Annotated in this window: 18 protein-coding genes; 10 read left to right on the top strand and 8 right to left on the bottom strand. The window is 68.5% G+C overall.

Going from position 1 to position 21,863, the window contains the following annotated elements:
- The first annotated feature begins 2 nt into the window (after positions 1-2).
- Positions 3-1,358, top strand: a complete 1,356-nt coding sequence (gene efeB / locus P9849_RS13185; protein ID WP_278267188.1) for an iron uptake transporter deferrochelatase/peroxidase subunit — start codon at positions 3-5, stop codon at positions 1,356-1,358.
- A 107-nt stretch (positions 1,359-1,465) separates the two neighbouring features.
- Here the strand turns inward: efeB and htpX are convergent, their stop codons facing one another.
- The 3 genes from htpX to P9849_RS13200 all read right to left on the bottom strand — a co-directional run bounded on the left by htpX (position 1,466) and on the right by P9849_RS13200 (position 4,325).
- Positions 1,466-2,335, bottom strand: a complete 870-nt coding sequence (gene htpX / locus P9849_RS13190) for a zinc metalloprotease HtpX (RefSeq protein WP_278267189.1) — start codon at positions 2,333-2,335, stop codon at positions 1,466-1,468.
- Positions 2,336-2,438: 103 nt separating this feature from the next.
- A complete protein-coding gene (locus P9849_RS13195) occupies positions 2,439-3,710 on the bottom strand; it encodes an MFS transporter (protein ID WP_278267190.1) in 1,272 nt (423 codons plus the stop codon).
- Positions 3,711-3,713: 3 nt separating this feature from the next.
- Positions 3,714-4,325, bottom strand: a complete 612-nt coding sequence (locus tag P9849_RS13200) for a TetR/AcrR family transcriptional regulator (protein ID WP_278267191.1) — start codon at positions 4,323-4,325, stop codon at positions 3,714-3,716.
- A gap of 190 nt (positions 4,326-4,515) precedes the next feature.
- Here P9849_RS13200 and P9849_RS13205 point away from each other — a divergent pair, with 190 nt between their 5' ends.
- The 5 genes from P9849_RS13205 (at position 4,516) to katG (ending at position 9,310) form a co-directional block, all read left to right on the top strand.
- Positions 4,516-5,130: a DUF6230 family protein gene (locus P9849_RS13205; RefSeq protein WP_278267192.1), complete on the top strand. Its 615-nt coding sequence runs from the start codon at positions 4,516-4,518 to the stop codon at positions 5,128-5,130.
- The gene (locus P9849_RS13210) at positions 5,121-5,702 is read left to right on the top strand and encodes a DUF6114 domain-containing protein (protein ID WP_278267193.1); all 582 of its coding nucleotides are present in this window, start codon (positions 5,121-5,123) and stop codon (positions 5,700-5,702) included. Before P9849_RS13205 ends, P9849_RS13210 begins: the two co-directional genes overlap by 10 nt.
- Positions 5,699-6,514 carry a hypothetical protein gene (locus P9849_RS13215; RefSeq protein WP_278267194.1) on the top strand — a complete coding sequence of 272 codons (816 nt, stop codon included), beginning with the start codon at positions 5,699-5,701 and terminating at the stop codon, positions 6,512-6,514. Before P9849_RS13210 ends, P9849_RS13215 begins: the two co-directional genes overlap by 4 nt.
- Before the next feature lie 87 nt (positions 6,515-6,601).
- Entirely contained in the window at positions 6,602-7,072 is a 471-nt protein-coding gene (locus P9849_RS13220) for a Fur family transcriptional regulator (RefSeq protein WP_278267195.1), read from the top strand.
- Positions 7,073-7,135: 63 nt separating this feature from the next.
- Complete coding sequence (gene katG, locus P9849_RS13225) at positions 7,136-9,310, top strand: catalase/peroxidase HPI (protein ID WP_278267196.1); 2,175 nt, start codon at positions 7,136-7,138, stop codon at positions 9,308-9,310.
- A gap of 84 nt (positions 9,311-9,394) precedes the next feature.
- Here katG and P9849_RS13230 read toward each other — a convergent pair whose 3' ends face one another.
- The 4 genes from P9849_RS13230 to P9849_RS13245 form a co-directional block, all read right to left on the bottom strand.
- Positions 9,395-9,817, bottom strand: coding sequence for a hypothetical protein (locus P9849_RS13230; protein WP_278267197.1), 423 nt, complete (start codon positions 9,815-9,817; stop codon positions 9,395-9,397).
- 117 nt (positions 9,818-9,934) lie between these two features.
- On the bottom strand, positions 9,935-10,492 hold the full coding sequence (locus P9849_RS13235) for a TetR/AcrR family transcriptional regulator (protein ID WP_278267198.1): 558 nt from the start codon (positions 10,490-10,492) through the stop codon (positions 9,935-9,937).
- A 216-nt stretch (positions 10,493-10,708) separates the two neighbouring features.
- Entirely contained in the window at positions 10,709-12,205 is a 1,497-nt protein-coding gene (locus P9849_RS13240) for an amino acid permease (protein ID WP_278267199.1), read from the bottom strand.
- 130 nt (positions 12,206-12,335) lie between these two features.
- Positions 12,336-13,781 (bottom strand): FAD-dependent oxidoreductase, encoded by a 1,446-nt coding sequence (locus P9849_RS13245; RefSeq protein WP_278267200.1) that lies wholly within the window; start codon positions 13,779-13,781, stop codon positions 12,336-12,338.
- 258 nt (positions 13,782-14,039) lie between these two features.
- Between P9849_RS13245 and rarD the strand changes: the two genes are divergently transcribed.
- Positions 14,040-14,876 (top strand): EamA family transporter RarD, encoded by an 837-nt coding sequence (gene rarD, locus P9849_RS13250; protein ID WP_278269164.1) that lies wholly within the window; start codon positions 14,040-14,042, stop codon positions 14,874-14,876.
- Positions 14,877-14,964: 88 nt separating this feature from the next.
- Positions 14,965-17,400: a polysaccharide lyase 8 family protein gene (locus P9849_RS13255; protein WP_278267201.1), complete on the top strand. Its 2,436-nt coding sequence runs from the start codon at positions 14,965-14,967 to the stop codon at positions 17,398-17,400.
- A 116-nt stretch (positions 17,401-17,516) separates the two neighbouring features.
- On the opposite strand, the gene gabT is transcribed toward P9849_RS13255, so the two are convergent.
- On the bottom strand, positions 17,517-18,869 hold the full coding sequence (gene gabT, locus P9849_RS13260) for a 4-aminobutyrate--2-oxoglutarate transaminase (protein WP_278267202.1): 1,353 nt from the start codon (positions 18,867-18,869) through the stop codon (positions 17,517-17,519).
- A 142-nt stretch (positions 18,870-19,011) separates the two neighbouring features.
- Here gabT and P9849_RS13265 point away from each other — a divergent pair, with 142 nt between their 5' ends.
- Both P9849_RS13265 and P9849_RS13270 read left to right on the top strand, forming a co-directional pair.
- A complete protein-coding gene (locus P9849_RS13265; RefSeq protein WP_278267203.1) occupies positions 19,012-20,460 on the top strand; it encodes a PucR family transcriptional regulator in 1,449 nt (482 codons plus the stop codon).
- Between the two features lie 80 nt (positions 20,461-20,540).
- Positions 20,541-21,860 (top strand): MFS transporter, encoded by a 1,320-nt coding sequence (locus P9849_RS13270; RefSeq protein WP_278267204.1) that lies wholly within the window; start codon positions 20,541-20,543, stop codon positions 21,858-21,860.
- Positions 21,861-21,863: the final 3 nt, after the last annotated feature.

Raw genomic sequence — 21,863 nt, forward strand, 5'->3', positions numbered from 1 at the left:
CCATGCCCGAGCAGGACAGCACCCCGGTCCCGCCCGCCGCCTCCCCGGAGACCACCTCCCAGGAGACGGCGGGCGTTCCGTCGTCTTCCGGTCCGCGGGTCAGCAGGCGCGGGCTCCTCACCACCGCCTCGCTGGTCGGCGCGGGCGCCATCGGAGCCGCCGCGAGCTACGCCGTCACGCGCCCGTCCGGCGCCGATGCGCAGCCGGCGGCGACCGCCGTCGTCCCTTTCCACGGCGAGCATCAGGCCGGGATCGTGACGCCGGTCCAGGACCGCCTGCACATCGCCGCCTTCGACGTCACCGCCACGAGCCGGGACGACGTCATCGGCCTCCTGAAGGACTGGACGTCCGCCGCGGAGGCGATGGCCGCCGGGCGCGAGGCCGGCGAAGGCGGCGCCGTGGGCGGCGACTACGAGGCCCCTCCCTCCGACACCGGCGAGGCCATGGGCCTCTCGGCGTCGAACCTGACCATCACCTTCGGCTTCGGCCGGTCCTTCTTCGTGACCGACGACGGCGCGCCGCGCTTCGGTCTCTCCGGCCGCCTTCCGGAGGCGCTCATCGAGCTCCCGCACTTCCCGGGCGATCAACTGGAACCTCAGCGCACGGGCGGGGATCTGGTCATCCAGGCGTGCGCGGACGACCCGCAGGTGGCCGTCCACGCGATCCGCAACCTGTCCCGCATCGCCTTCGGCCGGGCCCGGCTGCGCTGGTCCCAGCTGGGCTTCGGCCGGACGTCCTCCACGTCCACCAGCCAGCAGACGCCCCGCAACCTCTTCGGCTTCAAGGACGGCACCGCCAACCTCAAGGCGGAGGAACCGGACCAGCTGTCCGAGCACGTCTGGGTGGCCCCCGGCGGCAAGCCCGGCGAACAGTGGATGGCGGGCGGCAGCTACCTCGTGGCGCGCAGGATCCGCATGCACATCGAGGTCTGGGACCGGACGTCCCTCGGCGAGCAGGAGGCCGTGATCGGGCGGACCAAGTCCACCGGCGCCCCGCTCTCCGGCGGCCAGGAGTTCACCGAGCCGAACTTCGAGGCCAAGGGGCGCGGCGACGCCCCCTTGATCGCCATGGACTCCCATGTGCGGCTGGCGCATGCCGCCACGAACAAGGGCGTGAAGATGCTCCGCCGTGGTTTCAACTTCACGGACGGCAACGACTCCCTCGGCCGACTGGACGCGGGCCTGTTCTTCATCGCCTTCGTCCGGGATCCCCGCACGCAGTTCGTCCCCATGCAGAACCGCTTGGCTTCCAGCGACCGGCTGAGCGTTGAGTACCTCAAGCACACCGGTTCCGGCCTGTTCGCCGTGCCACCGGGGATCAAGCCGGGCGAATACGTGGGCCAGGGGCTGTTCGCCTAGAACGCACCGTGCACTTCTCATAGAACGCATCGCGGCGATGAACCAGTGGAGCACCATCCCGGATCCCGGGGTGGTGCTCCACTGGCTTTTCGCGAGACGGGAAGGGCTCAGCGGCCCGCCATGCGCTCCAGACGGGCGATGCGCTCCTTCATCGGCGGGTGCGTGGCGAACAGCTTGGCCACATTGGCGCCGCGGAACGGGTTGGCGATCATGAGGTGCGAGGTGTTCACGAGCGTCTGCTCCGCCGGCAGGGGGTACTGGCTGACGCCGCGCTCGATCTTGCTCAGGGCCGAGGCGAGCGCCAGCGGGTCGCCCGTGAGCTTCGCGCCGTCCTCGTCGGCGTCGTACTCGCGGGTCCGTGAGATCGCCATCTGGATCAGCGACGCGGCGAACGGCGCCAGCAGCGCCATCGCGATCGCGGCGAGCGGGTTCATGTTCCGCTCGCCGTCACGGCTGCCGCCGCCGAAGAACATCATGAACTGCGCCACCGAGGTGATGACGCCGGCAACGGCCGCGGCGACCGAGGACGTCAAGATGTCACGGTTGTAGACGTGCATGAGCTCATGGCCGAGCACGCCCCGCAGCTCACGGTCGTTCAGCAGCTGCACGATGCCGTGCGTGACGCAGACCGCGGCGTGCTGCGGATTGCGGCCCGTGGCGAACGCGTTCGGGGTCATGGTGGGTGAGATGTAGATCCGCGGCATGGGCTGCCCGGCCGTCTGGGACAGTTCCCGGACCACGCGGTACAGCTCGGGAGCCTGCGCTTCGGGGATCTCCACGGCCTGCATGGAGCGGATCGCGATCTTGTCGCTGTTCCAGTAGCTGTAGAAGGTGGTGGCCACGCCGATCAGCGCCATGATCCAGATCGGGGCGGCGCTGCGCGTCCAGAACCCGATCAGCGCACCGAGCCCCAGCAGCACCGCCCAGAGCACTCCGAAGAGCGCTGCGGTCTTCAGGCCGTTGTGATGGTTGTGCACGGGTGGCTCCTCACTCGCGAATGCCCCGGACAGGTCCGGGTGGGCGGCTGGTCTGTTCCAGACTCCAGTCCATTCTCCAGGGTCTCTCCTGTCCAACGTGCACTCAGGGCACCGGGTTCCGCGCGTCGTAGGCCAGGAATCCGCGCTGCGCCCGGGAGACGGCCCAGGTGGCCAGGATGCACACCATCCCACCGATCAGCAGGACCCAGCCTTCACGGAACCAGGTGGTGGCGCCACCGGCGAGCATGTCGCCGAGCCTCGGCCCGCCGGCCACCACCACGATGAAGACGCCCTGGAGACGGCCCCGGAACTCGTCCGGTGTGGCCGCCTGAAGGATCGTGCTGCGGAAGACGGCACTGATGGAATCCGCCACCCCGGCCGCGGCGCAGCAGAGCGCGGCGGGCAGCAACCAGACCGTGACACCCTGGCGGCCGCCGTCGCCGGCCAGGACGACCATGAGACCGAAGGCGCCGAGACTCGCGCCCCAGGCCATGATGGAGAAGACGACCGCCAGGCCCTGCCTCCGCACATGGTTGAGCGGTCCGCTGAACAGACCCGCCAGGAAGGCGCCCAGTGCGAACGCCGCGAGGAGGATGCCGACCGTGGTCTCCCCGCCACCGAGCATCACGGCGCCGATGGCCGGGAGCAGCGCCCGGGGCTGGCACGTGATCATCGCGATGAGGTCCAGGATGAACGTCATGCGCACATTGGGGCGGGTGCCGAGGAAGCGGAAGCCTTCCAGCACGCTCGCCACCCCGACCGTGCGGGGCGCGCCCTCGGGCGGCATGGCGGGCAGCCGCAACAGGGCCCACATGATCACGAAGTAGCTGACAGCATCGAGGGTGTAGGTCCATTCGAACCCGAGCGACGCCACCAGGAAGCCGCCCAGGAGAGGCCCCACCATGGTGGAGAGACCGAAGGTGATCATGTTGAGCGCGTTCGCCGACGCGAGCAGTTCGGGGCGCACCAGCAGGGGGATCATGGCGGAGCGGGCCGGGGCGTTGATGCCGAGCGCGGCACTCTGCACGGCCGCGAGCGCGAACAGCAGCCAGACGTTCTCCAGGTGGAGCCAGGCCTGGACGGCCAGCCCCAGCGCGCTCAGCCAGAGGGCCGCTGAAGCGACGATTGCGACCGATCGGCGGTCATACACGTCCGCGACCGAGCCGCCGAACAGCCCGGCGATCACGAGCGGCACCAGGGCGAAGACACTCAGCAGACCCACATAGGAGCTCTCTTGGGTGATCTTGTAGACCTCGAGGCTCAGCGCCACCACGGTGAGCTGGCTTCCGGCGTTGGAGACGGCGGTCCCGATCCAGAGGCGCTTGAAGGCGGGACTCTCCCGCAGGGGCGTCAGGTCAGCCAGGAATCTCCGCACCGGCTAAGCGTAGTCCGGCGCCTGCAGTTCGCGAGTCGCACCGACCATGCCCCGCAGCCCGGCCTCCAGGAAGCGCACGACGGCGTCGGCGTCGGTGTCGCGCTCGATCGCCAGGCTGATCAGGGCCTCCTCGGCGTAGGACACCCAGGCGCGCAGGGCCACGCGGAGCATAGCGGTGTCCTCGAATCCCAGCTCGATGAATGCGTCCAGGAGGCGTTCCGCGTTGAGCTCACGGGATTCGTCCACGACGGTCCGCACGGCCGGATCGCCACTGGCGATGCCGCGGACCAGCGAATAGAAGGTGCCGCGGTGCTGCTGCACGAAATGGGTGATCCTCAGCAGGGTCTCGTGGACCCGTTCCCGGGGCGGCAGCTCGAGGCGCGGCGCGGTGGCGACCAGAAGGCTGTCCCGGGCTTTCGTCACGACGGCCAGATGCATCCCCTGGCGCGTCTCGAAATAGTGGAACAGCAGAGGACGTGACACTCCGGCACGGCGGGCCAGCTCATCCATGGTCAGTTCGTCGAGGGAATGGTCGGACAGGAAGTTGACGCCGGTGGCGATCAGCTGGGCCCGGCGTTCCTCGGGGCTCAGTCGGATGCGCTGCACTTCGGACACCCTCTGAGTCTACTGACGCAGGCCACGGTGAACGCCACGGACCGCCATACGACGCCATCCACTCCCGGCGTTTCTCCCCCGCCCGGCACAGCCCGCCCCAGCGGACCGCTATTGACTCACAGTCAACTAAAAAGTTATCTTCATCACATGCGCGCCGCCGAAGGGGTCGGCGCCCGTTCCAGGAGGTCCGATGAAATTCCCCAGGTCTGAGCGTCTCCGTAAGATCAGTTCCTCGCACGCCGGGCGCATCGTGCTCGCCGCGGTCCCGGCGGCCCTCGCCGCCACCACCCTGATGGGCGGCATCGCCCAGGGCGCGGTCCCCGTCTCCTTCGCCGTCTCCGGCAGCCAGTTCCAGATCGGCGCCTCGTCGCTGGAGGGCACCGGCTTCTCCCAGTACGCGGGAGTCGCCCGGGACACCGAAGGCAAGAACCACACCGTGGCCATCGCCAACATCAAGAGCGCCACGCTCAGCGACCTCTGCCAGGCCGTCACCACCGACACCCCCCTCGGTAAGGTCGGCGTGCTCATCAAGGCCGGTGGCGGCGGATCCCCCGCCTCCGCTTCCGACCTGCAGATCGGCATGACCGGACTGAAGGGCGACGCGTCCTTCGGCAAGATCCGCATCGGCGTGGATGCCTCCACCGTCAACACCGCGGCGAAGGGCACCCCCGGCGACTTCGCTCAGGACGCCGACACCGTCACCATCAAGAACCTCGAACAGACCGCCTGGAGCACCCAGGCCTCCGTCTTCACCCTCACCGGGATGAAGCTGGAGCTGACGGACGGGTCCAAGGGATGCTTCTGAGCGGCGACGGCGCACTGGCGGAGAACGGGCTGACACCGCAGGCTTCGCGACGGGCGCGGCGCGGTGACGCCGACCGGACGCTGCGGCACGCGGTCACGCCCGCCGCGGAGTCCCGGGCGGAACCGGCCGAGCCCACGGAGCCCCTGGAGTCGATCCTCGCCCCCGAAACGACGGAGGCGCCGGAGACGTCCGAGGCCCCCGCGGAGAGCGACTTCCGGACGTGGCGGAAGGAGCGGCCATTCATCGGCGGTCTGCTCGTGGCGCTCGGCGGCGTGGAGATGTTCTTCTCCGGACAGCTGGACATCGGTCATCTGCACGTGCAGCTCGGCATCGAGGGTCTTCAGGCGACCATCATCCCGATCGCCCTGCTCCTGCTGGGCATCCTCGCCATGACGATGCCGGACCATCACGTGTTCTACGGCGTGATCGCCCTCGCCGTGGCCGTGTACTCACTGGTGGGCGTGAACCTCGGAGGCTTCCTCATCGGCATGCTGCTGGCCGGGACCGGAGGAGTCCTCGTGGCCGCCTGGATGAGACGGAGTCCCGCACCTCAGGGAGAACCCGCCTCATGACACAGCGCCGCCGCCGCGGACTGGGAGCCCTGCTGGCCGGCGCCGTGCTGGTGACACCGTTCACCCTCGGCGCCGCCCAGGCCCCCGAGTCCCAGCCCGCAGCCTTCTGCCTCCCCATCCTCTTCACGTGCGCCTCCCCGACGCCGACCCCCACCCCCGGAACCCCGAAGCCCCCGGCCACGACGCCGGCTCCGGGCGCCGGCACCCCCAGCGTCCCGGCCGGCGGGTCCGGTGGCGTGCCGGTCATCCCGGTGCCCGGCGACTCCGGAGCCGGCGCCCCCGGAAGCAGCACCCCCAGCGGGTCGCCGTCGTCGTCGCCCACCGATGCCGCGCACCCGACACCCGGCGCGAAGCCCTCCCCCAAGAAGCCTGTGAAGGCGACCCGGGACGACGGCGCCCCCATCTTCACCAGGACGCCCGCCTCCCTCGGCTCCCGGGGGCTGTCCTTCACCGGCCTGCACTCGATCGGGATCGTCTCGGTGCCGACGGTCGACGGCGGGAGCGTTCGCGCGCTGAAGATCAGCGCTGACTCCATCACCATCACCGGGTTCTCCCTCACGGTCCGGCCGCCGAACGGCCCCGGCCTGGTCACCACGGCGGACACCATGAAGCTCGAAGGTCACGTCGACGTGTACCTCGGCTCCGTCACCGCGACGACGGCGAACGGCCGCTCGCTCACGCTCGGCACCGACACGCCGCCCCCGCTGGACGACGTCGCGCCGGGACTCCTGCGCGTGACGATGGGCCTCGTGGGAAGCACCGCCGACTCGATCAGCTACACGAACACGAACCAGCGGATCGTCGAGTCCTGAGTGCCCCGTCCGGGTCCGCCGAACATATTCCTGGGAATTTGCCGCCACTAATTGCGAGCTAGTCAAAATAAGTGCTTGAATGGGGTCATGTCCCAGTTCACGGCACTCCCCGACCGGGCCTCCGCCTGGTCCGAGCAGCTGCGTACCGCCGGACGGCGCGTCACCAAGCAGCGCCTTGCCGTGCTCGCAGCCATCGACACCCATCCGCACTCCACCGCGGAGAACATCCTCGACCTGGCCCGCCGCGAGCTCCCGGGACTCTCCGCGCAGTCCGTCTACGTGGTCCTCGGCGACCTGACGGAACTCGGCATGCTGCGGCGTTTCGAGCCCCCACACTCCCCCGCACTGTACGAGACGCGCACCGGGGACAACCACCACCACGCCATCTGCACGCGCTGCGGGCGCATCGAGGACGTGGACTGCGCCGTCGGGCATGCACCTTGTCTGCATCCCCACTGGAACGATGACCAGCAGCCCATGAGCATCCAGATCGCCGATGTCCTCTACCAGGGCATCTGCCAGGACTGCCTCGCCGCCGAACGCCAGGACGGCGACTGAGCCGCGCCCCGGCTCCCCGAACTTCCCTTCACACCCGTATCAACCATCCCCGGAAGGAACACCGTGTCTGAGAGCACCGTCTCTAAATGCCCTGTCGCCCACGGCGGCCGTGTACACCCCACCAAGGGCAGCGCCAACACTGAGTGGTGGCCCAACAAGCTCAACCTGAAGATCCTGGCGAAGAACCCGGAGGTCGCGAACCCGCTCGACCCCGGCTTCGACTACACCGAGGCCTTCAACGCTCTGGATCTGGACGCGGTCAAGGCTGATCTGCGGGCTCTCATGACGGACTCCAAAGACTGGTGGCCCGCCGACTTCGGTCACTACGGCCCCTTCATGATCCGCATGGCCTGGCACTCCGCCGGCACCTACCGCTCCCACGACGGCCGCGGTGGCGGCGGCGCGGGCCAGCAGCGCTTCGCACCCCTGAACTCCTGGCCGGACAACGTCGGCCTGGACAAGTGCCGCCGCCTGCTGTGGCCGATCAAGAAGAAGTACGGCCAGTCGATCTCCTGGGCCGACCTCTTCATCCTGGCGGGCAACGTCGCCCTCGAAGACATGGGCATGAAGACCTTCGGCTTCGCCGGTGGCCGTCCCGACGTCTGGGAAGCCGACGACGACGTCTACTGGGGCCCGGAGAAGGTCTGGCTGGACAACGAGCGCTACTCGGGCGCCCGTGACCTGGAAGCCCCCCTCGCCGCCGTGCAGATGGGCCTCATCTACGTGAACCCGGAAGGCCCGGACGGCAACCCGGACCCGCTGGCCTCCGCCATCGACATCCGCGAAACCTTCCGCCGCATGGGCATGGACGACGAGGAGACCGTCGCCCTGATCGCCGGTGGTCACACCTTCGGCAAGACCCATGGTGCCCACAAGGACGACCAGATCGGCCCGGACCCCGAGGCCGCTCCGCTCGAGAACCAGGGCTTCGGCTGGAAGAACGGCTACGGCACCGGCTTCGGCGATGACACCGTCGGCTCCGGCCTGGAGGTCACCTGGACCTACCACCCGACCCGCTGGGACAACGAGTTCTTCCACATCCTCTACGCGTACGAGTGGGAGCTCATGGAGTCCCCGGCCGGCGCGAAGCAGTGGCGTCCCACCAACGGCGGCGGCGCGGACATGGTCCCCATGGCCCACTCTGCCGGCCGTCGCGAGCCCCGCATGCTCACGAGCGACCTGGCACTGCGCGAGGACCCCATCTACGGTCCCATCTCGCTGCGCTTCAAGGACGACCCCGAGGCCTTCCAGGACGCCTTCGCCCGTGCCTGGTTCAAGCTGACCCACCGTGACATGGGCCCGAAGGTCCGTTACCTCGGCAAGGAGGTCCCGGCTGAGGACCTCATCTGGCAGGATCCGCTGCCCGCCGCTCCGGCACAGACCATCGGCGACGCCGAGATCGCCGTCCTCAAGGAGAAGATCGCCGCTTCCGGTCTCACCGTCGAGGAACTCGTCTCCACCGCTTGGAAGGCTGCGGCGTCGTTCCGCGGCTCCGACAAGCGTGGTGGCGTCAACGGTGGCCGCATCCGCCTGGAACCGCAGGTCAACTGGCCGGTCAACCAGCCGGACAAGCTGAAGCCCGTGATCTCCGTCCTGGAGGGCATCGTGGCCGACTTCAACGCGACCTCCGACGTCAAGGTGTCCTTCGCCGATGTCGTGGTGCTCGCGGGCAATGTCGGCGTGGAGCAGGCCGCCCAGGCCGCCGGTCAGACCGTCACCGTGCCCTTCACCCCGGGCCGCGTGGACGCCACTCAGGAGCAGACCAGCCCGGAGCAGTTCGCCTGGCTGCAGCCGGTGGCCGACGGCTTCCGCAACTACAACAGCGGCTACATCAACCTGCCGGCCGAGTACCTGCTGATCGACCGCGCGAACCTGCTCAACCTCTCCGCTCCGGAGATGACCGTGCTTCTCGGTGGTCTGCGCGTCCTGGGCAACAACTGGGACGGCTCCAACACCGGCGTCTTCACCGACCGCCCGGGCGCTCTCAGCAACGATTTCTTCGTGAACCTGCTGGACCTCGGCCAGACCTGGATCCCGGCGGATGACGAGCAGAGCTACACCACCGCCGACGGCCGCTGGACCGGCAGCCGCGTGGACCTGGTGTTCGGCGCCAACTCGGAGCTCCGCGCCCTCGCCGAGGTCTACGCCTCGGACGACGCCCAGGAGAAGTTCGTCAAGGACTTCGCCGCGGCATGGGCCAAGGTCATGGAGAACGACCGCTTCGATCTGAAGAAGTAGTCTCCTCCGGACGTGGAAAGGCCCCGGTGTCACCAGTCGGTGACACCGGGGCCTTTCCCGTCGGACGGCGAAGTGGCGGGAACGCTACTTCTTGCAGACCTTGCCCAGCTCGGTGAAGCTGTCCGAGACCTTGGTGACCGAACCCGAGAGCTCGGTCATCTTGGCGGACGCCGTGGACGGATCCGCGGCGGCGGCCTTGATCTTCGCGGTGAAGTCGGCGTACGCGGCGCTGGCGGCCTCAGCCTTCGGCTTCACATCCGGGTTGGAAACGCCCTTGACGCTCTCCGCCAGCTTGTCCGAGAACTTGCTCAGGCCGTCCGACGCCGCCTTGGGGTCCGAGGCGAACTTGCTCATGTTGGACTGCAGTTCGTTGCTGATGCCGCTCATGTCGCTCTCCAGCTTGGAGCAGGCGTCCGCGACACTCTGGCCGCCACAGGCGCTCAGGCTCACGGCCAGCAGCGGGACGGCGACGATGCCGAGGGCGCGCGTGACGATGGTCTTGCTCATGGTTTCCCCTTTTTCAGGCACTGGAGCACTGTGCGAGTGAGATTCTCCAGCGATTTTCTTGTGACGATCGTCAGAGTAACACGGCGCAACAGACGGGAACGGCGGTGTGACGGGCCCTCACGCGCCGCGTTTCAGTTCCGAATCGATCGTGAGGAAGAAGGACTTCAGCAGGCGTTCGAAGGCCTCCGTGGCCGCCTCCCGCTCTCCTGTGACGATCACGTCGTACCGCAGCCCGGTCAGCGTGGCCACGAACAGGCGTCCCGTCCTGCGGGCCTCCGGTTCGCCGAGGCCCTGGTTCCGGAGCCATTCATGCATGACATCCACCCACGAGTGGTACAGCTTGCCGCCGTTGCCACGGGGCTTGTCCAGCACGGAATCCTGCATGGCGGCCTCGAAGTGCAACCGCTGCAACTGGATGCCGTACTCGCGCAGTCCCACCTTCCAGGCGGTCCGGAGCCAGGCTTCGAACTCCTCGCGGCCCGCCGTGACGAGTTTCGTGTCCAGCACTTCGGAGGGCCGGGCTTCGATCGCGTGCACGATCTGGGAGATGAGTTCTTCTCGGGAGCCGAAGTGGTACACCAGCACGTAGCTGCTGATGCCCAGTCCGTCGGCGAGGGTGCGGAAGGTGAGGTCGGCGATCGACTTGTCCTGCAGATACAGCAGGATGTCGTGCATGAGCTCTGATTTACGTTCGGGTCTGGGAGGACGCGCCATAAGCGCAATCTTAGGACCCCAGGGCCTCCCGGAGCCGCAGGCGGGCCGCGAGATGACGGCGCGCGGACAGCGGGCGGCTCGCCCGCTCACCCTGCGGACGACGACGGCGCCGCGCCCCGGGAAGGGGCGCAGCGCCGTCGTCGTGCTGCGGCTCAGCGGTGGGAGGCGCAGGCTGGATCAGCCCACGAACTCCTTTGCCTCGGTGAAGCGTTCGTTCAGGCGGGAGTGCCGCTGACCGTACGCGAAGTAGATCGCGAAGCCGAGCACGAGCCAGAGGAGGAAGAACAGCCAGGTCTGCACGGCCAGGTTGGTCATCAGGTAGACGCAGAGCACGGCGGACAGGGCCGGGAGCACGGGGCCGAACGGCACACGGAACGCCGGGCGCAGGTCGGGGCGCTTGCGGCGCAGCACCAGGATGCCGATCGAGACCATCACGAAGGCGCACAGGGTGCCGATGTTGATCATCTCCTCCAGGATGTCCACCTGGGTCAGACCGGCCACGAGCGCCACGGCCACGCCGCACAGGATCTGGGTGCGGGCCGGGGTGGAGTGCTTGTCGCTGGTCTTGGACAGGGCGCGCGGCAAGAGGCCGTCGCGGCTCATGGCCAGGACCACGCGGGCCAGGCCCATGAGGAGCACCATGATGACCGTGGTGAGGCCGATCAGGGAGCCGAAGGCGATGATCTTGGCGGCGTCGGTGTTGCCGACGGCCTCGAACGCGGTGGTGAGGGTCGGGTTCTTGGCCTTCGCCAGATCCGTGTAGGACACCATGCCGGTCAGGGCGAGGGACACCAGGATGTAGAGCAGCGTGACCAGGGCCAGGCCGCCGAAGATGCCGCGGGGCAGCGTCTTCTGCGGGTTCTTGACCTCTTCCGCGGAGGTGGCCACCACGTCGAAGCCGATGAAGGCGAAGAACACCAGGGCTGCACCGGCGAAGATGCCCAGGGTGCCGTACTGTGCCGGGGCCGCTCCCGTCAGGAAGCCGAAGAGGGACTGCTTCATGACATCTTCCACGGCGTTGCCAGCGGTCGGCACGGACTGCGGAACGAACGGGGTGTAGTTCTCCGCCTTGATGTAGAAGAAGCCCACGATGATGACGAAGAGCACCACGGCGATCTTGATGAGCGTGAAGACGTTGCCCACCCGGGCCGAGAGCTTGGTGCCGAGCACCAGCAGCACGGTGAAGATGGCCACGATCAGGAACGCGCCCCAGTAGACGTCCAGGCCGCCCACGTTGATGGCCTCGGGCATTTTGACGCCCACCAGGTCGAAGACCTTGGAGAGGTAGATGCCCCAGTACTTGGCGATCACGGCCGCAGCCGTGAAGAGTTCCAGGATGAGGTTCCAGCCGACGATCCAGGCTAGGACCTCACCGAGGGTCGCGTAGGTGAAGACGTATGCCGAGCCCGCCACCGGGATGGCCGTGGCGAATTCGGCGTAGCACATGATCGCCAGCGCGCACGTGACGGCGGCGATGACGAAGGACAGCGTGACGGCGGGGCCGGCGAAGTTGGCGGCAGCCTTGGCGCCAACGGAGAAGATGCCGGCGCCGACGGCCACGGCGACGCCCATGATCATGAGGTCCCAGGCGCTCAGGGAACGCTTGAGCCGGCGACCCGGCTCCTCGGCGTCTGCAATTGACTGCTCAATTGACTTGGTACGGAGAATGTTCATCGGTGTCCACATTCTGTGTCGTGTAAAGGATCGTCACAAGGGTAGTGTCCACCCCTCGGACACCCCGTACTCGTCCAGTATGTGAGATTAGGAAATGAACATTTCATTTCCCGCATTCTCCCGGAATGGCCTACTGACCTCGGGAAATGCTCACCATCTCCTCGCGGGGTACCACCTTGACCCGCTCGCGCGCAATACTCACGCCGTGCGAACCTCCGTTGGCGGTCGCCTCCGCCCCGAGGGCCAGTTCGTGAGCGTCCAGACGGTTCCAGCCCTCCCACGTCGTGTACTCGACGCCGCGCTCCTCGAGCAGGGCGACGACGGCGTCCTCGGACGGCTCGACGGCGGCGGGCAGCTGGAGGCGGTCCTCCAGGAGGTAGCCGATGGTTTCGAGGGCGTCACCCTTCGTGTGGCCGATGAGACCGACCGGTCCACGCTTGATCCAGCCCGTGGCGTAGACGCCCGGCACCGGGGCGCCGTCCGCGCCCAGGACGCGGCCGCCGTCGTTCTTGAGGACGCCACGGCGCTCGTCGAACTCCAGGCCCGGCAGCGGCGACCCGAAGTAGCCGATGGCGCGGTACACGGCCTGGACCGGGTAGTCCACGTACTCGCCGGTGCCGCGGGCGTTGCCCGTGCCGTCCAGCTCCATGCGCTCGAAGCGGATGCCGCCCACGTGGCCAGGGCGCTCCGGGTCCTCCAGGATCTCCACCGGGGAGTGCAGGAAGTGCAGGTGCAGACGGCGGGACGCGGCGTCCTCACCCTCGTGCGCCTCCTCCACCAGCCAGTTGGTCAAGGTGTTGACCATGGTCTTGACCTGGTTGTTCGTCTTGATGGCTTCGTCCGAGGCCTCGTCGAAGTCGAAGTCCTCCGGGTACAGCACGATGTCCACGTCGCGGGAGTGGGACAGCTCGCGCAGCTCCAGCGGGGTGAACTTCACCTGGGCGGGACCGCGGCGTCCGAAGACGTGGACATCCGTGACCGGGGACTTCTTCAGGCCCTCGTAGACGTTGTCCGGGATCTCGGTGACCAGCAGGTCCTCAGCGTGCTTGGACAGGACGCGCGCGACGTCGAGGGCGACATTGCCGTTGCCGATCACGGCGATCTCCTGAGCCTCCAGCGGCCAGTCCCGCGGAACGTCCGGGTGACCGTCGTACCAGGAGACGAAGTCCGCGCCGCCGAAGGACCCCTTCAGGTCGATGCCCGGGATGTTCAGCTCGGCATCCTTGATGGCGCCGGTGGCGAAGATGACCGCGTCATAGTGCTTCTGCAGGTCCTCCAGACTGACGTCCTGCCCGAAGTGGACATTGCCGAAGAAGCGGATGTCGCCGCGGTCCAGCACCTTGTGCAGCGCGTTCACGATGCCCTTGATGCGGGGGTGGTCGGGGGCGACGCCGTAGCGGATCAGGCCGTACGGCGCGGGGTAACGCTCGAAGAGGTCGATCGAGACCTGCACTTCGCCGTCTTTCACGCCCTGAGACTTCGTGAGGATGTCTGCGGCATAGACGCCGGCCGGACCGGAACCGATGATGGCGACGCGCAGAGGGCGGGCGGACGTGTGCACAGACTCGACAGACAAGAGCTGACCTTCCAAGGTTGACAGTGCCCGCGCCATTAGCGCAGGCAGAACTATTCTAATTGTTCGGAATAACACCTGCATGCGGCCGGTTGTGCCCACGTGACGGACCCCATCTCGAAAACCCTCGCTCCCACCACCCCCGTGAGCGGCATCCCCGGCAGCAACCCGGCCGGCACCTCCGGCGGCGCAGCCGAGCAGGCCGCCAAGCGGGAGCGCCAGGGTCTCGCCTACGGCGTCGGCGCCTACACCCTCTGGGGCCTGCTGCCGCTCTACTTCATGCTGCTGCTTCCGGCCGGCCCGGTGGAGATCGTGGCGAACCGGGTGCTCTGGTCCCTGCTCTTCTGCGCCATCCTGCTGACCGCCACCCGGTCCTGGAAGACGTTCACCCTCGTCCTGAAGCGCCCTAAGACGCTCGGCGTCCTCGCGATCGCCGCCCTGCTCATCGCGGTGAACTGGCTCGCGTACACGTTCGGCGTGATGAGCGGCCAGGCCGTGGAAGCCTCCTTGGGGTACTACATCAATCCGCTGGTCTCGGTGCTGCTCGGCGTCCTGGTCCTGAAAGAGCGCCTGCGGGCGCTGCAGTGGACCGCCGTGGGCATCGGGTTCCTGGCCGTCGTCGTGCTGACGGTGGCGTACGGCAAGCTGCCGTGGATCGCCCTGACGCTCGCCTTCAGCTTCGGCTTCTACGGGCTCGTGAAGAAGAAGGTGGGGTCCGGTGTCGACTCCATCACCAGCCTCAGCGTGGAGACGCTGGTCCTGGCCCCGTTCGCGGCCGTCACCATGGTCGCGCTGACCCTGAACCAGGCGGCCACGGTCACCGGGTACGGCTCGGCGCACTTCTGGCTCATGGCAGCGTCCGGCGCGGTGACGGCCGTCCCGCTCGTGTTCTTCGGCGCTTCCGCGGCCCGCCTCCCGCTCACCACCATCGGCATGCTGCAGTACCTGGCGCCGACGCTCCAGCTGATCATCGCGACCCTGGTCCTCCACGAGCACATGTCCCCCGAGCGCTGGATCGGCTTCGGTCTGGTGTGGCTGGGGCTCATCATCCTCACCGTGGACGCTCTGCGTCATAGCATCCGCGTCCGACGCAGGTGAAAGTAAATGAACACTTTCAACCTATTGTGATCAAGAACACTCACCTCTAGGCTCGGACTACCCACTCCCCGAGCACTGGAGGTCCGTGTTGTCCGCCGAGCTGAATCGCAGAACCCTCTTCGCACTCCTGGGGGCCGGCGCGCTCCTGAGCGCCACGGCCGGCTCCGTGAGCGCCGCCCCCGCGGCCTCGCTGGACGAGCTGATCGCTCGCCGTCGTCTGATGCTGGCCGGGGACGGCAGCGCCGCCACGGTCCCGGAGCTGACCTCCGCGCTCCAGGCCATGAGCGACGCCGCCGCCAGGACCTGGGCGTCCATGATCACCCCGAGCGGGACGTCCGGCCTCTGGGCCGACCTGCCGCTCACGGGAATCGGCAGCGCAGCCGACGCCACCGGCAACATGGGCGTGAGCTTCAACCGTCTCTTCGACTTGGCCCTCGCCCACGCCACCGCGGGCTCCGCCCAGCACGGCGACGCGAAGCTGGCCTCCGATCTGGTCGCGGCGCTCAGTTACCTCAGCACCACCGCCTACAAGAGCGGCATGCGGGCCGCCGGCAACTGGTGGTTCTGGGAGATCGGTGTGCCGCGCAAGGCCGCGGACATCCTGGTCCTGCTGTACGACGTCGTCCCCGCCGCCCTGCGCTCCTCCCTCCTGGCCGCAGCACGGTACTTCACCCCGGACCCCAATTGGCGCGGCCGCGGAACCAGCCTCGCGGAGACCGGAGCGAACCGGACGGACAAGGCGCTCTCCTGCGCCCTGCGCGGCATCCTCGACGGCCGGCCGGACGAAGTGGCCCTGGCCCGCGACGCCCTCAGCGACACCGTGCGCAATGGCAAGAACAGCGTGTTCGGCTATGTCACGAGCGGCGATGGCTTCTACGCGGACGGTTCGTTCGTCCAGCACAGCTATCTCCCGTATGTGGGGACCTACGGCGTGGTCACGCTCGGCGGGATCGCCGAGATCCTGGGCCTGCTGGGCGGCAGCGCCTGGGACGTCACCGACCCGAAGAAGTCCGTTATCCTGGACGCGGTGGAAGCGAGCTACGCGCCCTTCATCTGGAACGGACGCATGATGGACACGGTCCGCGGCCGGGCGGTGTCCCGGCAGGCCAACCCGGACTACGTGGACGGCGCCGGCGCCATCACGGCCATCCTCCTGCTGGCGCCGGGAGCCGGGGAGCCGTACCGCAGCCGCTACCTCGCCCTCGTGAAGGGCTGGCTGGAACGCTGCACGGACGTCTCGCTGTTCGGCCTCCCCGGGCAGAGCATCGCCAAGTCCCTGCTGGTCACCTCGGCCCTCCAGGACTCCTCCATCACCCCGGCGCCCGCCCCGGTCTTCACCCGCGCGTTCGGGGACCAGGACCGTCTGGTGCACCACCGCCCGGGCTTCAGTTCGGTGGTCAACGTGTCCTCGAAACGGATCGGCCGCTACGAATGGGGCAACTTCGAGAACAACCTCGGCTGGTACCAGGGCGACGGTCTGACCTTCGTCTACACCCCGACGGATCCGTCCCAGTACAGCGCCGATTTCTGGCCGACCGTGGACCCGTACCGCCTGCCCGGAACGACCGTGACCACCGAACCGCGCGAGAGCGGGGCGACGAACGGCACCGGGATCCCCCGGGCGTACCAGGCGTTCGCCGGCGGCCTGGATTTCGAGGGCAACTGGGGTGTCCAGGGCATGGACCACCTGAACTTCAACAAGACCCTCAGCGCGCGCAAGTCGTGGTTCTTCCTGGAGGACAAGGTGGTCTGCCTGGGCGCCGGAATCACCTCCTCCGGCCCGCACGAGGTGATCACCACGGTGGAGAACCGGGCCTTCGCTCCCGGCAAGGCGCCGGACCTGCGCACCGACAACCGCAAGCGGACCCTGGCCCCCGGCGACGCCCGCGTGAGGATCACCCGCAATGCCCACATCGTGGGGCATGGCGGGTATGTCCTGCTGCCCGCGGAGAACGTGAGCGGAGACGTCACCGTGGCGGTGGTGGCCCGCAGCGGAACATGGAAGGCCATCAACTCCGGCGCGGACACGGGCGGCACGGACGACGTCAAGGCCCGCGACTACGTCACCATCACCCACAGCCACGGGACGGGGCCTCAGGGTGGCGGCTATGCGTACCTGATGCTGCCGGGTGCGGAGCACTCGGACACCTTCAAGGAGTCGGCGAACCCGTCGGTGCGGGTCCTCGCGAATTCGGCGGACGTGCAGATGGTGGAGGACCGTGCGCAGGGAGTGACGCTGGCCAACTTCTTCGCCGCGACCCCGGCGGACACGGCCCCCGCGCACGGCGTCACCGTGAGCGGTCCATGCTCGCTGGCGTTCCGGAAGGACGACGACGGGACGGTGACGGTCGCGCTCTCCGACCCGAGCCGCACCCAGGCCGTCGCCCGGGTGAGCCTGGCGGGGGTGGCGGTGTCCGGCGTCGTGAGTCCGGATCCCGGCGTGACCGTGGTGAGCACCTCGCCGCTCACGCTCGACATCGCGCTGGACGGGCACGGTCATGCCCGCACGGTGGTGCTGCGCTGATCTGCTGAGCGGGGCGGGCGGCCTTGGCTAAAACAAGACCGCCCGCCTCGACCGTTCGCGGGCAGGTGAACGGTCGGGACGGGCGGCCAGGCTCAGAGAGCCGGAACCGGGAAGGCTCAGGCGTTGGCGCGAATCGCTGCCTCGAGGACGTCGAGCGCGTCGTTGAGGAGGTCCTCACCGATCGTGAGCGGCGGCAGGAGACGGATCACGTTGCCGTAGGTGCCACAGGTCAGGATGATGACACCCTGGGCCAGGCAGTAGTCGGCGATCGCCTTGGTCAGCGCGGCGTTCGGCTCCTTGGAACCGGCCACCACGAGCTCGATGGCCTGCATGGCGCCACGGCCACGCACGTCACCGATCACGGAGAGCTCGCCGGCCAGCTTGTTCATGCGGTCCTGGATGAGCTGACCGATGCGCTCGGCACGGGCGTTCAGGTCGAACTGCTCCATGGTCTCGATCGCGGCGAGAGCGGCGGCGCAGGCCACCGGGTTGCCACCGTACGTGCCGCCCAGACCGCCGCCGTGAACGGCGTTGAGCAGCTCGGCGCGGCCGGTGACGGCGGACAGCGGCATGCCGCCGGCGATGCCCTTGGCCATGGTGATCAGGTCCGGGACGACGCCTTCGTGATCGACGGCGAACCACTTGCCGGTGCGGCAGAAGCCGGCCTGGACCTCATCTGCGATGAAGACGACGCCGTTCTCCTTGGCCCACGCGGCCAGGGTCGGGAGGAAGCCCTCGGCGGGGACGATGAAGCCGCCCTCGCCCTGGATGGGCTCGATGATGATCGCGGCGACCTCGCTGCCGCCGATCTGCTTTTCGATGGCGAGGATGGCGCGCTTGGCGGCCTCGGTGCCCGTGATCTCCGGGTTCTCCTCGCGGTACGGGTAGCTCATCGGCAGACGGTAGATGTCCGAGGCGAACGGACCGAAGCCGCTCTTGTACGGCATGGCCTTGGCGGTCAGCGCCATGGTCAGGTTGGTGCGGCCGTGGTAGGCGTGGTCGAACGCGACGACGGCGTTGCGGCCGGTGGCCTTGCGGGCGATCTTGATGGCGTTCTCGACGGCTTCGGCGCCGGAGTTGAACAGCACGGAGCGCTTCTCGTGGTCGCCCGGGGTCAGCTCGTTGAGCTTCTCGGCGACGGCGACGTAGCCCTCGTACGGGGTCACCATGAAGCAGGTGTGCGTGAAGTGCTGCACGGCTTCCTGGACCGCGGCGACGACGGCCGGGGCGGAGGCGCCGACGCTCGTCACGGCGATGCCGGAGCCGAGGTCGATGAAGGAGTTGCCGTCCACGTCCTTGATGATGCCGCCATCGCCATCGGCGATGTAGACGGGGACGGAGGAGGCGACGCCGCCGGCGACGACGGCGTCACGGCGGGCGGCCAGCTCGCGGGACTTGGGGCCGGGGAACTCGCCGATGCTGCGCTTCTGCTCGAGGCGGTAGCTGAGTTCGGTGGTGGTTGCAGTCATGGGGGACTCTTTCCTTCTTAGTCGCCTGCGACGGGTGTGACTTCGAGCATAGGGTGACGAAAGCTCGCCGATGTATAGGCGGGTGCACAGCCAAACCCCAAGCCTGCTGTGCGGGAGTCCAAAGGACTTCTATGATGGGACCATGTCCATCACGCTGGCGGCACTTCTGTCCGTTCCGTCTCTCAAGCTTAAGAAGGTGGGGGCCGCCGAGTCGACCCTTTCCACCCCGATTCAGTGGGTGGCCGTCACGGAGCAGGAGAACCCGCAGCGCTTCCTGAGCGGCGGCGAGCTCGTGCTGACCACCGGTCTGCGCCAGAAGACCGCCGCCGCGCAGCGCCACTTCGTGCGCATGGTGCAGCGTTCCGGGGCGGTCGGTATCGGCTTCGGCACGGGCCTGTCCTCCGAAGTGGTGCCGCCGGCCCTCGTGGCGGAGGCGAACCGCTGGGACATCCCCGTGGTGGAGGTCCCGTACGAGACCCCGTTCATCGCGCTGGGGAAGCTCGTGGCGGAGGCGCAGCACGCGGACCACCTCGCCAAGCTGGAACGCATGCTCTCGGGGCACCAGGTCCTGGCCCGTTCCCTGCTCTCGGGCGGCGGGCTGCCCGCGTTGCTGCGGCAACTGGCGGGACTGCTCCGCACCGATCTGCGGCTGCGGCGCTACGGACGCGAGATCTTCAGCACCACCGCAGGCTCCCTCGGCGAGCCCGATTCCGGGCGCTGGCTGGACGTGGCCATCTCCACCGGTCAGCGCGACGCCACCACGCTCCAGGTCCGTGAGCCCTTCCGGGACGCCGGCATCCTGGACTACGCGAAGAGCCTCATCAGCCTGGAACTGAACAACCAGAAGCACCAGCGGGACGCCTCCCGGAAGCTGGCGGGGCAGGTCATGCAGGACGTCATCCGCGGCGTGCTGGACCCGAAGGACGCCGGCACCAGGCTCGCGACCATCGGGGTGGCCGCGGCCAAACGTCATGTGGTGATCCTCGTGCGGCCGGCGCCGGGCAACACCCCGGCCCAGAACAAAGCCATCATGTCCACTCCCCTGCCGCCCGAGCTCGAAGGCATCCCGACCGCCGTCGTCGACTCCGAGCTGCTCATCATCACGCCGGAGGACAAGACCGCCGTGGAGGCCGCCAAGGCCGTCCATGCTCTGCTGGCCGAGGCCGGGCTGAAGGCGACGATCGGGATCGGCGGCCACTACGCCAAGGCGAACGGCCTGCGCTGGAGCTACTTCGAGGCGCGCGACGCCGTCGCGCGCGGACTGCCGGTCAACGAGCCCGAACGGCTCAGCCTGACGTCGCTGCTGCTGGCGAGCGAGGACGTCCCGCTGTCCGACATGGCGATGGAGACCCTCAAACCGCTCTACGACTTCGACGCCGCACACGGGGCCGGGCTGCTCAGCACCCTGGAGAGCTACCTCGAGCACGACGGCTCCGTGGCGGCCGTGGCGCAGGCACTCACCCTGCACCGCAACACCGTCCGGTACCGCCTGGCCCAGATCACCGAGCTCAGTGGCTACGACCCTTCCACCACGGCGGACCGCGTCCAGCTCTGGCTGGCCCTGGCGATCTCCCGGCTCGGGACGCGCTGACCCTCGCCTCGCCGGCCATTTCCTGTGGCGTCCGTCACGGAATGGCATACCAGAACGACTAAAGGTCTAACCTTTAGAACATGCCAGCCACACCCACCTCGGAATCCACCGCGCCCATCCTCAGTCCCGCCGCTCTCGCCGACGCCTCGGCCCTCGCCACGGGAACCGGCGGCTCGGGGCGCCGGAAGGTGCTGCTCGCCCTGGTGGGCGTCATCCTGGTGGGGCTCAACCTCCGCGTGGGCATCACGAGTGCAGCAGCTCTCTTCCACGAACTGCAGCAGGCTCTGGGCTACGGCGCTTTCATCGCCTCGCTCCTGCCGAGCATCCCCACGCTGTGCTTCGCATTCGCCGGGCTGGCCACCAACCCCCTGAGCCGCCGCCTGGGCGTCGAGAACACCGTGGTGTTCGCGCTCTTCCTGCTGACCTGCGGCCTCGCGATCCGCGGCATCCCCAGCACCGTGGCGCTGCTGGTGGGCTCCGTGGTGGCGATGAGCGGCCTGGCCATCTGCAACGTCTCCATGCCGGTGCTGATCCGCCAGGACCACGCCGACCGGACGTCGCTGGTCACCGGCCTGTACACCTTCACCATGACCATCGGCGCGACGACGGCGGCCACCGTCAGCGTCCCCCTGGCCCACGCGCTGGGCTCCCCGTCCGCCGGGCTGGCCTCGTGGTCCGTGATCGCAGCGCTCGGTCTCCTCGGTTTCATCCCACTGGCCCTCGGGCGCCGTCGGAGCCGGAACCTGGCCCCCGACGTCGCACCCGAGCAGCACCACGGCATCTGGGCCGCGCTCCGGGGCCGCAAGGCCGTGCTGATCGCGATCGTCTTCTCGACGCAGGGTTTCCTCGCCTACGCCGTCATGAGCTGGTACGCCTACATCCTGAGCGACAACGGCATGGACGCCACGCAGAGCGGCCTGATGTTCGGTGTCATGCAGTTCGTGTCGATGTTCGCTGGCATGCTGTTCCTCGCCTTCGGTTCGCGGAACAGCACCCGCCCCTGGGCTCTCGCCATCCCCGCCGCGTGCACGGTGGCCGGCATCATCCTCCTCATGGTGGCGCCGATCCAGACGGCCCTGCTGTCCGCGTGCCTCACGGGCCTGGGCCTCGGCATCTTCCCGCTCGTCCTGGCGATCATCAGCCAGAGCGGCCGCACCCCCGCCGAGACCACGGCGCTCTCCACCGCCGCGCAGTCCCTGGGGTACTTCTTCTCGGCACTCGGCCCGCTCGGCATCGGCCTCCTGCACGGCCTGACCGGGCAGTGGATCCTGCCGCTGGGCGTGGCGGTCGGCGTCGCGGTCGTCCTGACCGTGGCCGCCTTCGTGCTGGGCCGTCTGCACAGCGGGCACGGACCTCGCGTGGTGGTCGCGTCGCAGCAGGCCTCCCGGGGCGGCGAGTGATCC

The organism is Arthrobacter sp. Y-9, assembly GCF_029690065.1.
GTDB lineage: Bacteria > Actinomycetota > Actinomycetes > Actinomycetales > Micrococcaceae > Arthrobacter_E.

Bases quoted from the DNA above. Each gene is read 5' to 3' on its own strand.
- P9849_RS13240 (WP_278267199.1), bottom strand. From the start codon at position 12,205: ATGAACATTCTCCGTACCAAGTCAATTGAGCAGTCAATTGCAGACGCC.
- P9849_RS13215 (WP_278267194.1), top strand. From the start codon at position 5,699: ATGACACAGCGCCGCCGCCGCGGACTGGGAGCCCTGCTGGCCGGCGCC.
- P9849_RS13210 (WP_278267193.1), top strand. From the start codon at position 5,121: ATGCTTCTGAGCGGCGACGGCGCACTGGCGGAGAACGGGCTGACACCG.
- efeB (WP_278267188.1), top strand. From the start codon at position 3: ATGCCCGAGCAGGACAGCACCCCGGTCCCGCCCGCCGCCTCCCCGGAG.
- P9849_RS13270 (WP_278267204.1), top strand. From the start codon at position 20,541: ATGCCAGCCACACCCACCTCGGAATCCACCGCGCCCATCCTCAGTCCC.
- P9849_RS13265 (WP_278267203.1), top strand. From the start codon at position 19,012: ATGTCCATCACGCTGGCGGCACTTCTGTCCGTTCCGTCTCTCAAGCTT.
- gabT (WP_278267202.1), bottom strand. From the start codon at position 18,869: ATGACTGCAACCACCACCGAACTCAGCTACCGCCTCGAGCAGAAGCGC.
- P9849_RS13220 (WP_278267195.1), top strand. From the start codon at position 6,602: ATGTCCCAGTTCACGGCACTCCCCGACCGGGCCTCCGCCTGGTCCGAG.
- P9849_RS13235 (WP_278267198.1), bottom strand. From the start codon at position 10,492: ATGCACGACATCCTGCTGTATCTGCAGGACAAGTCGATCGCCGACCTC.
- P9849_RS13230 (WP_278267197.1), bottom strand. From the start codon at position 9,817: ATGAGCAAGACCATCGTCACGCGCGCCCTCGGCATCGTCGCCGTCCCG.
- P9849_RS13205 (WP_278267192.1), top strand. From the start codon at position 4,516: ATGAAATTCCCCAGGTCTGAGCGTCTCCGTAAGATCAGTTCCTCGCAC.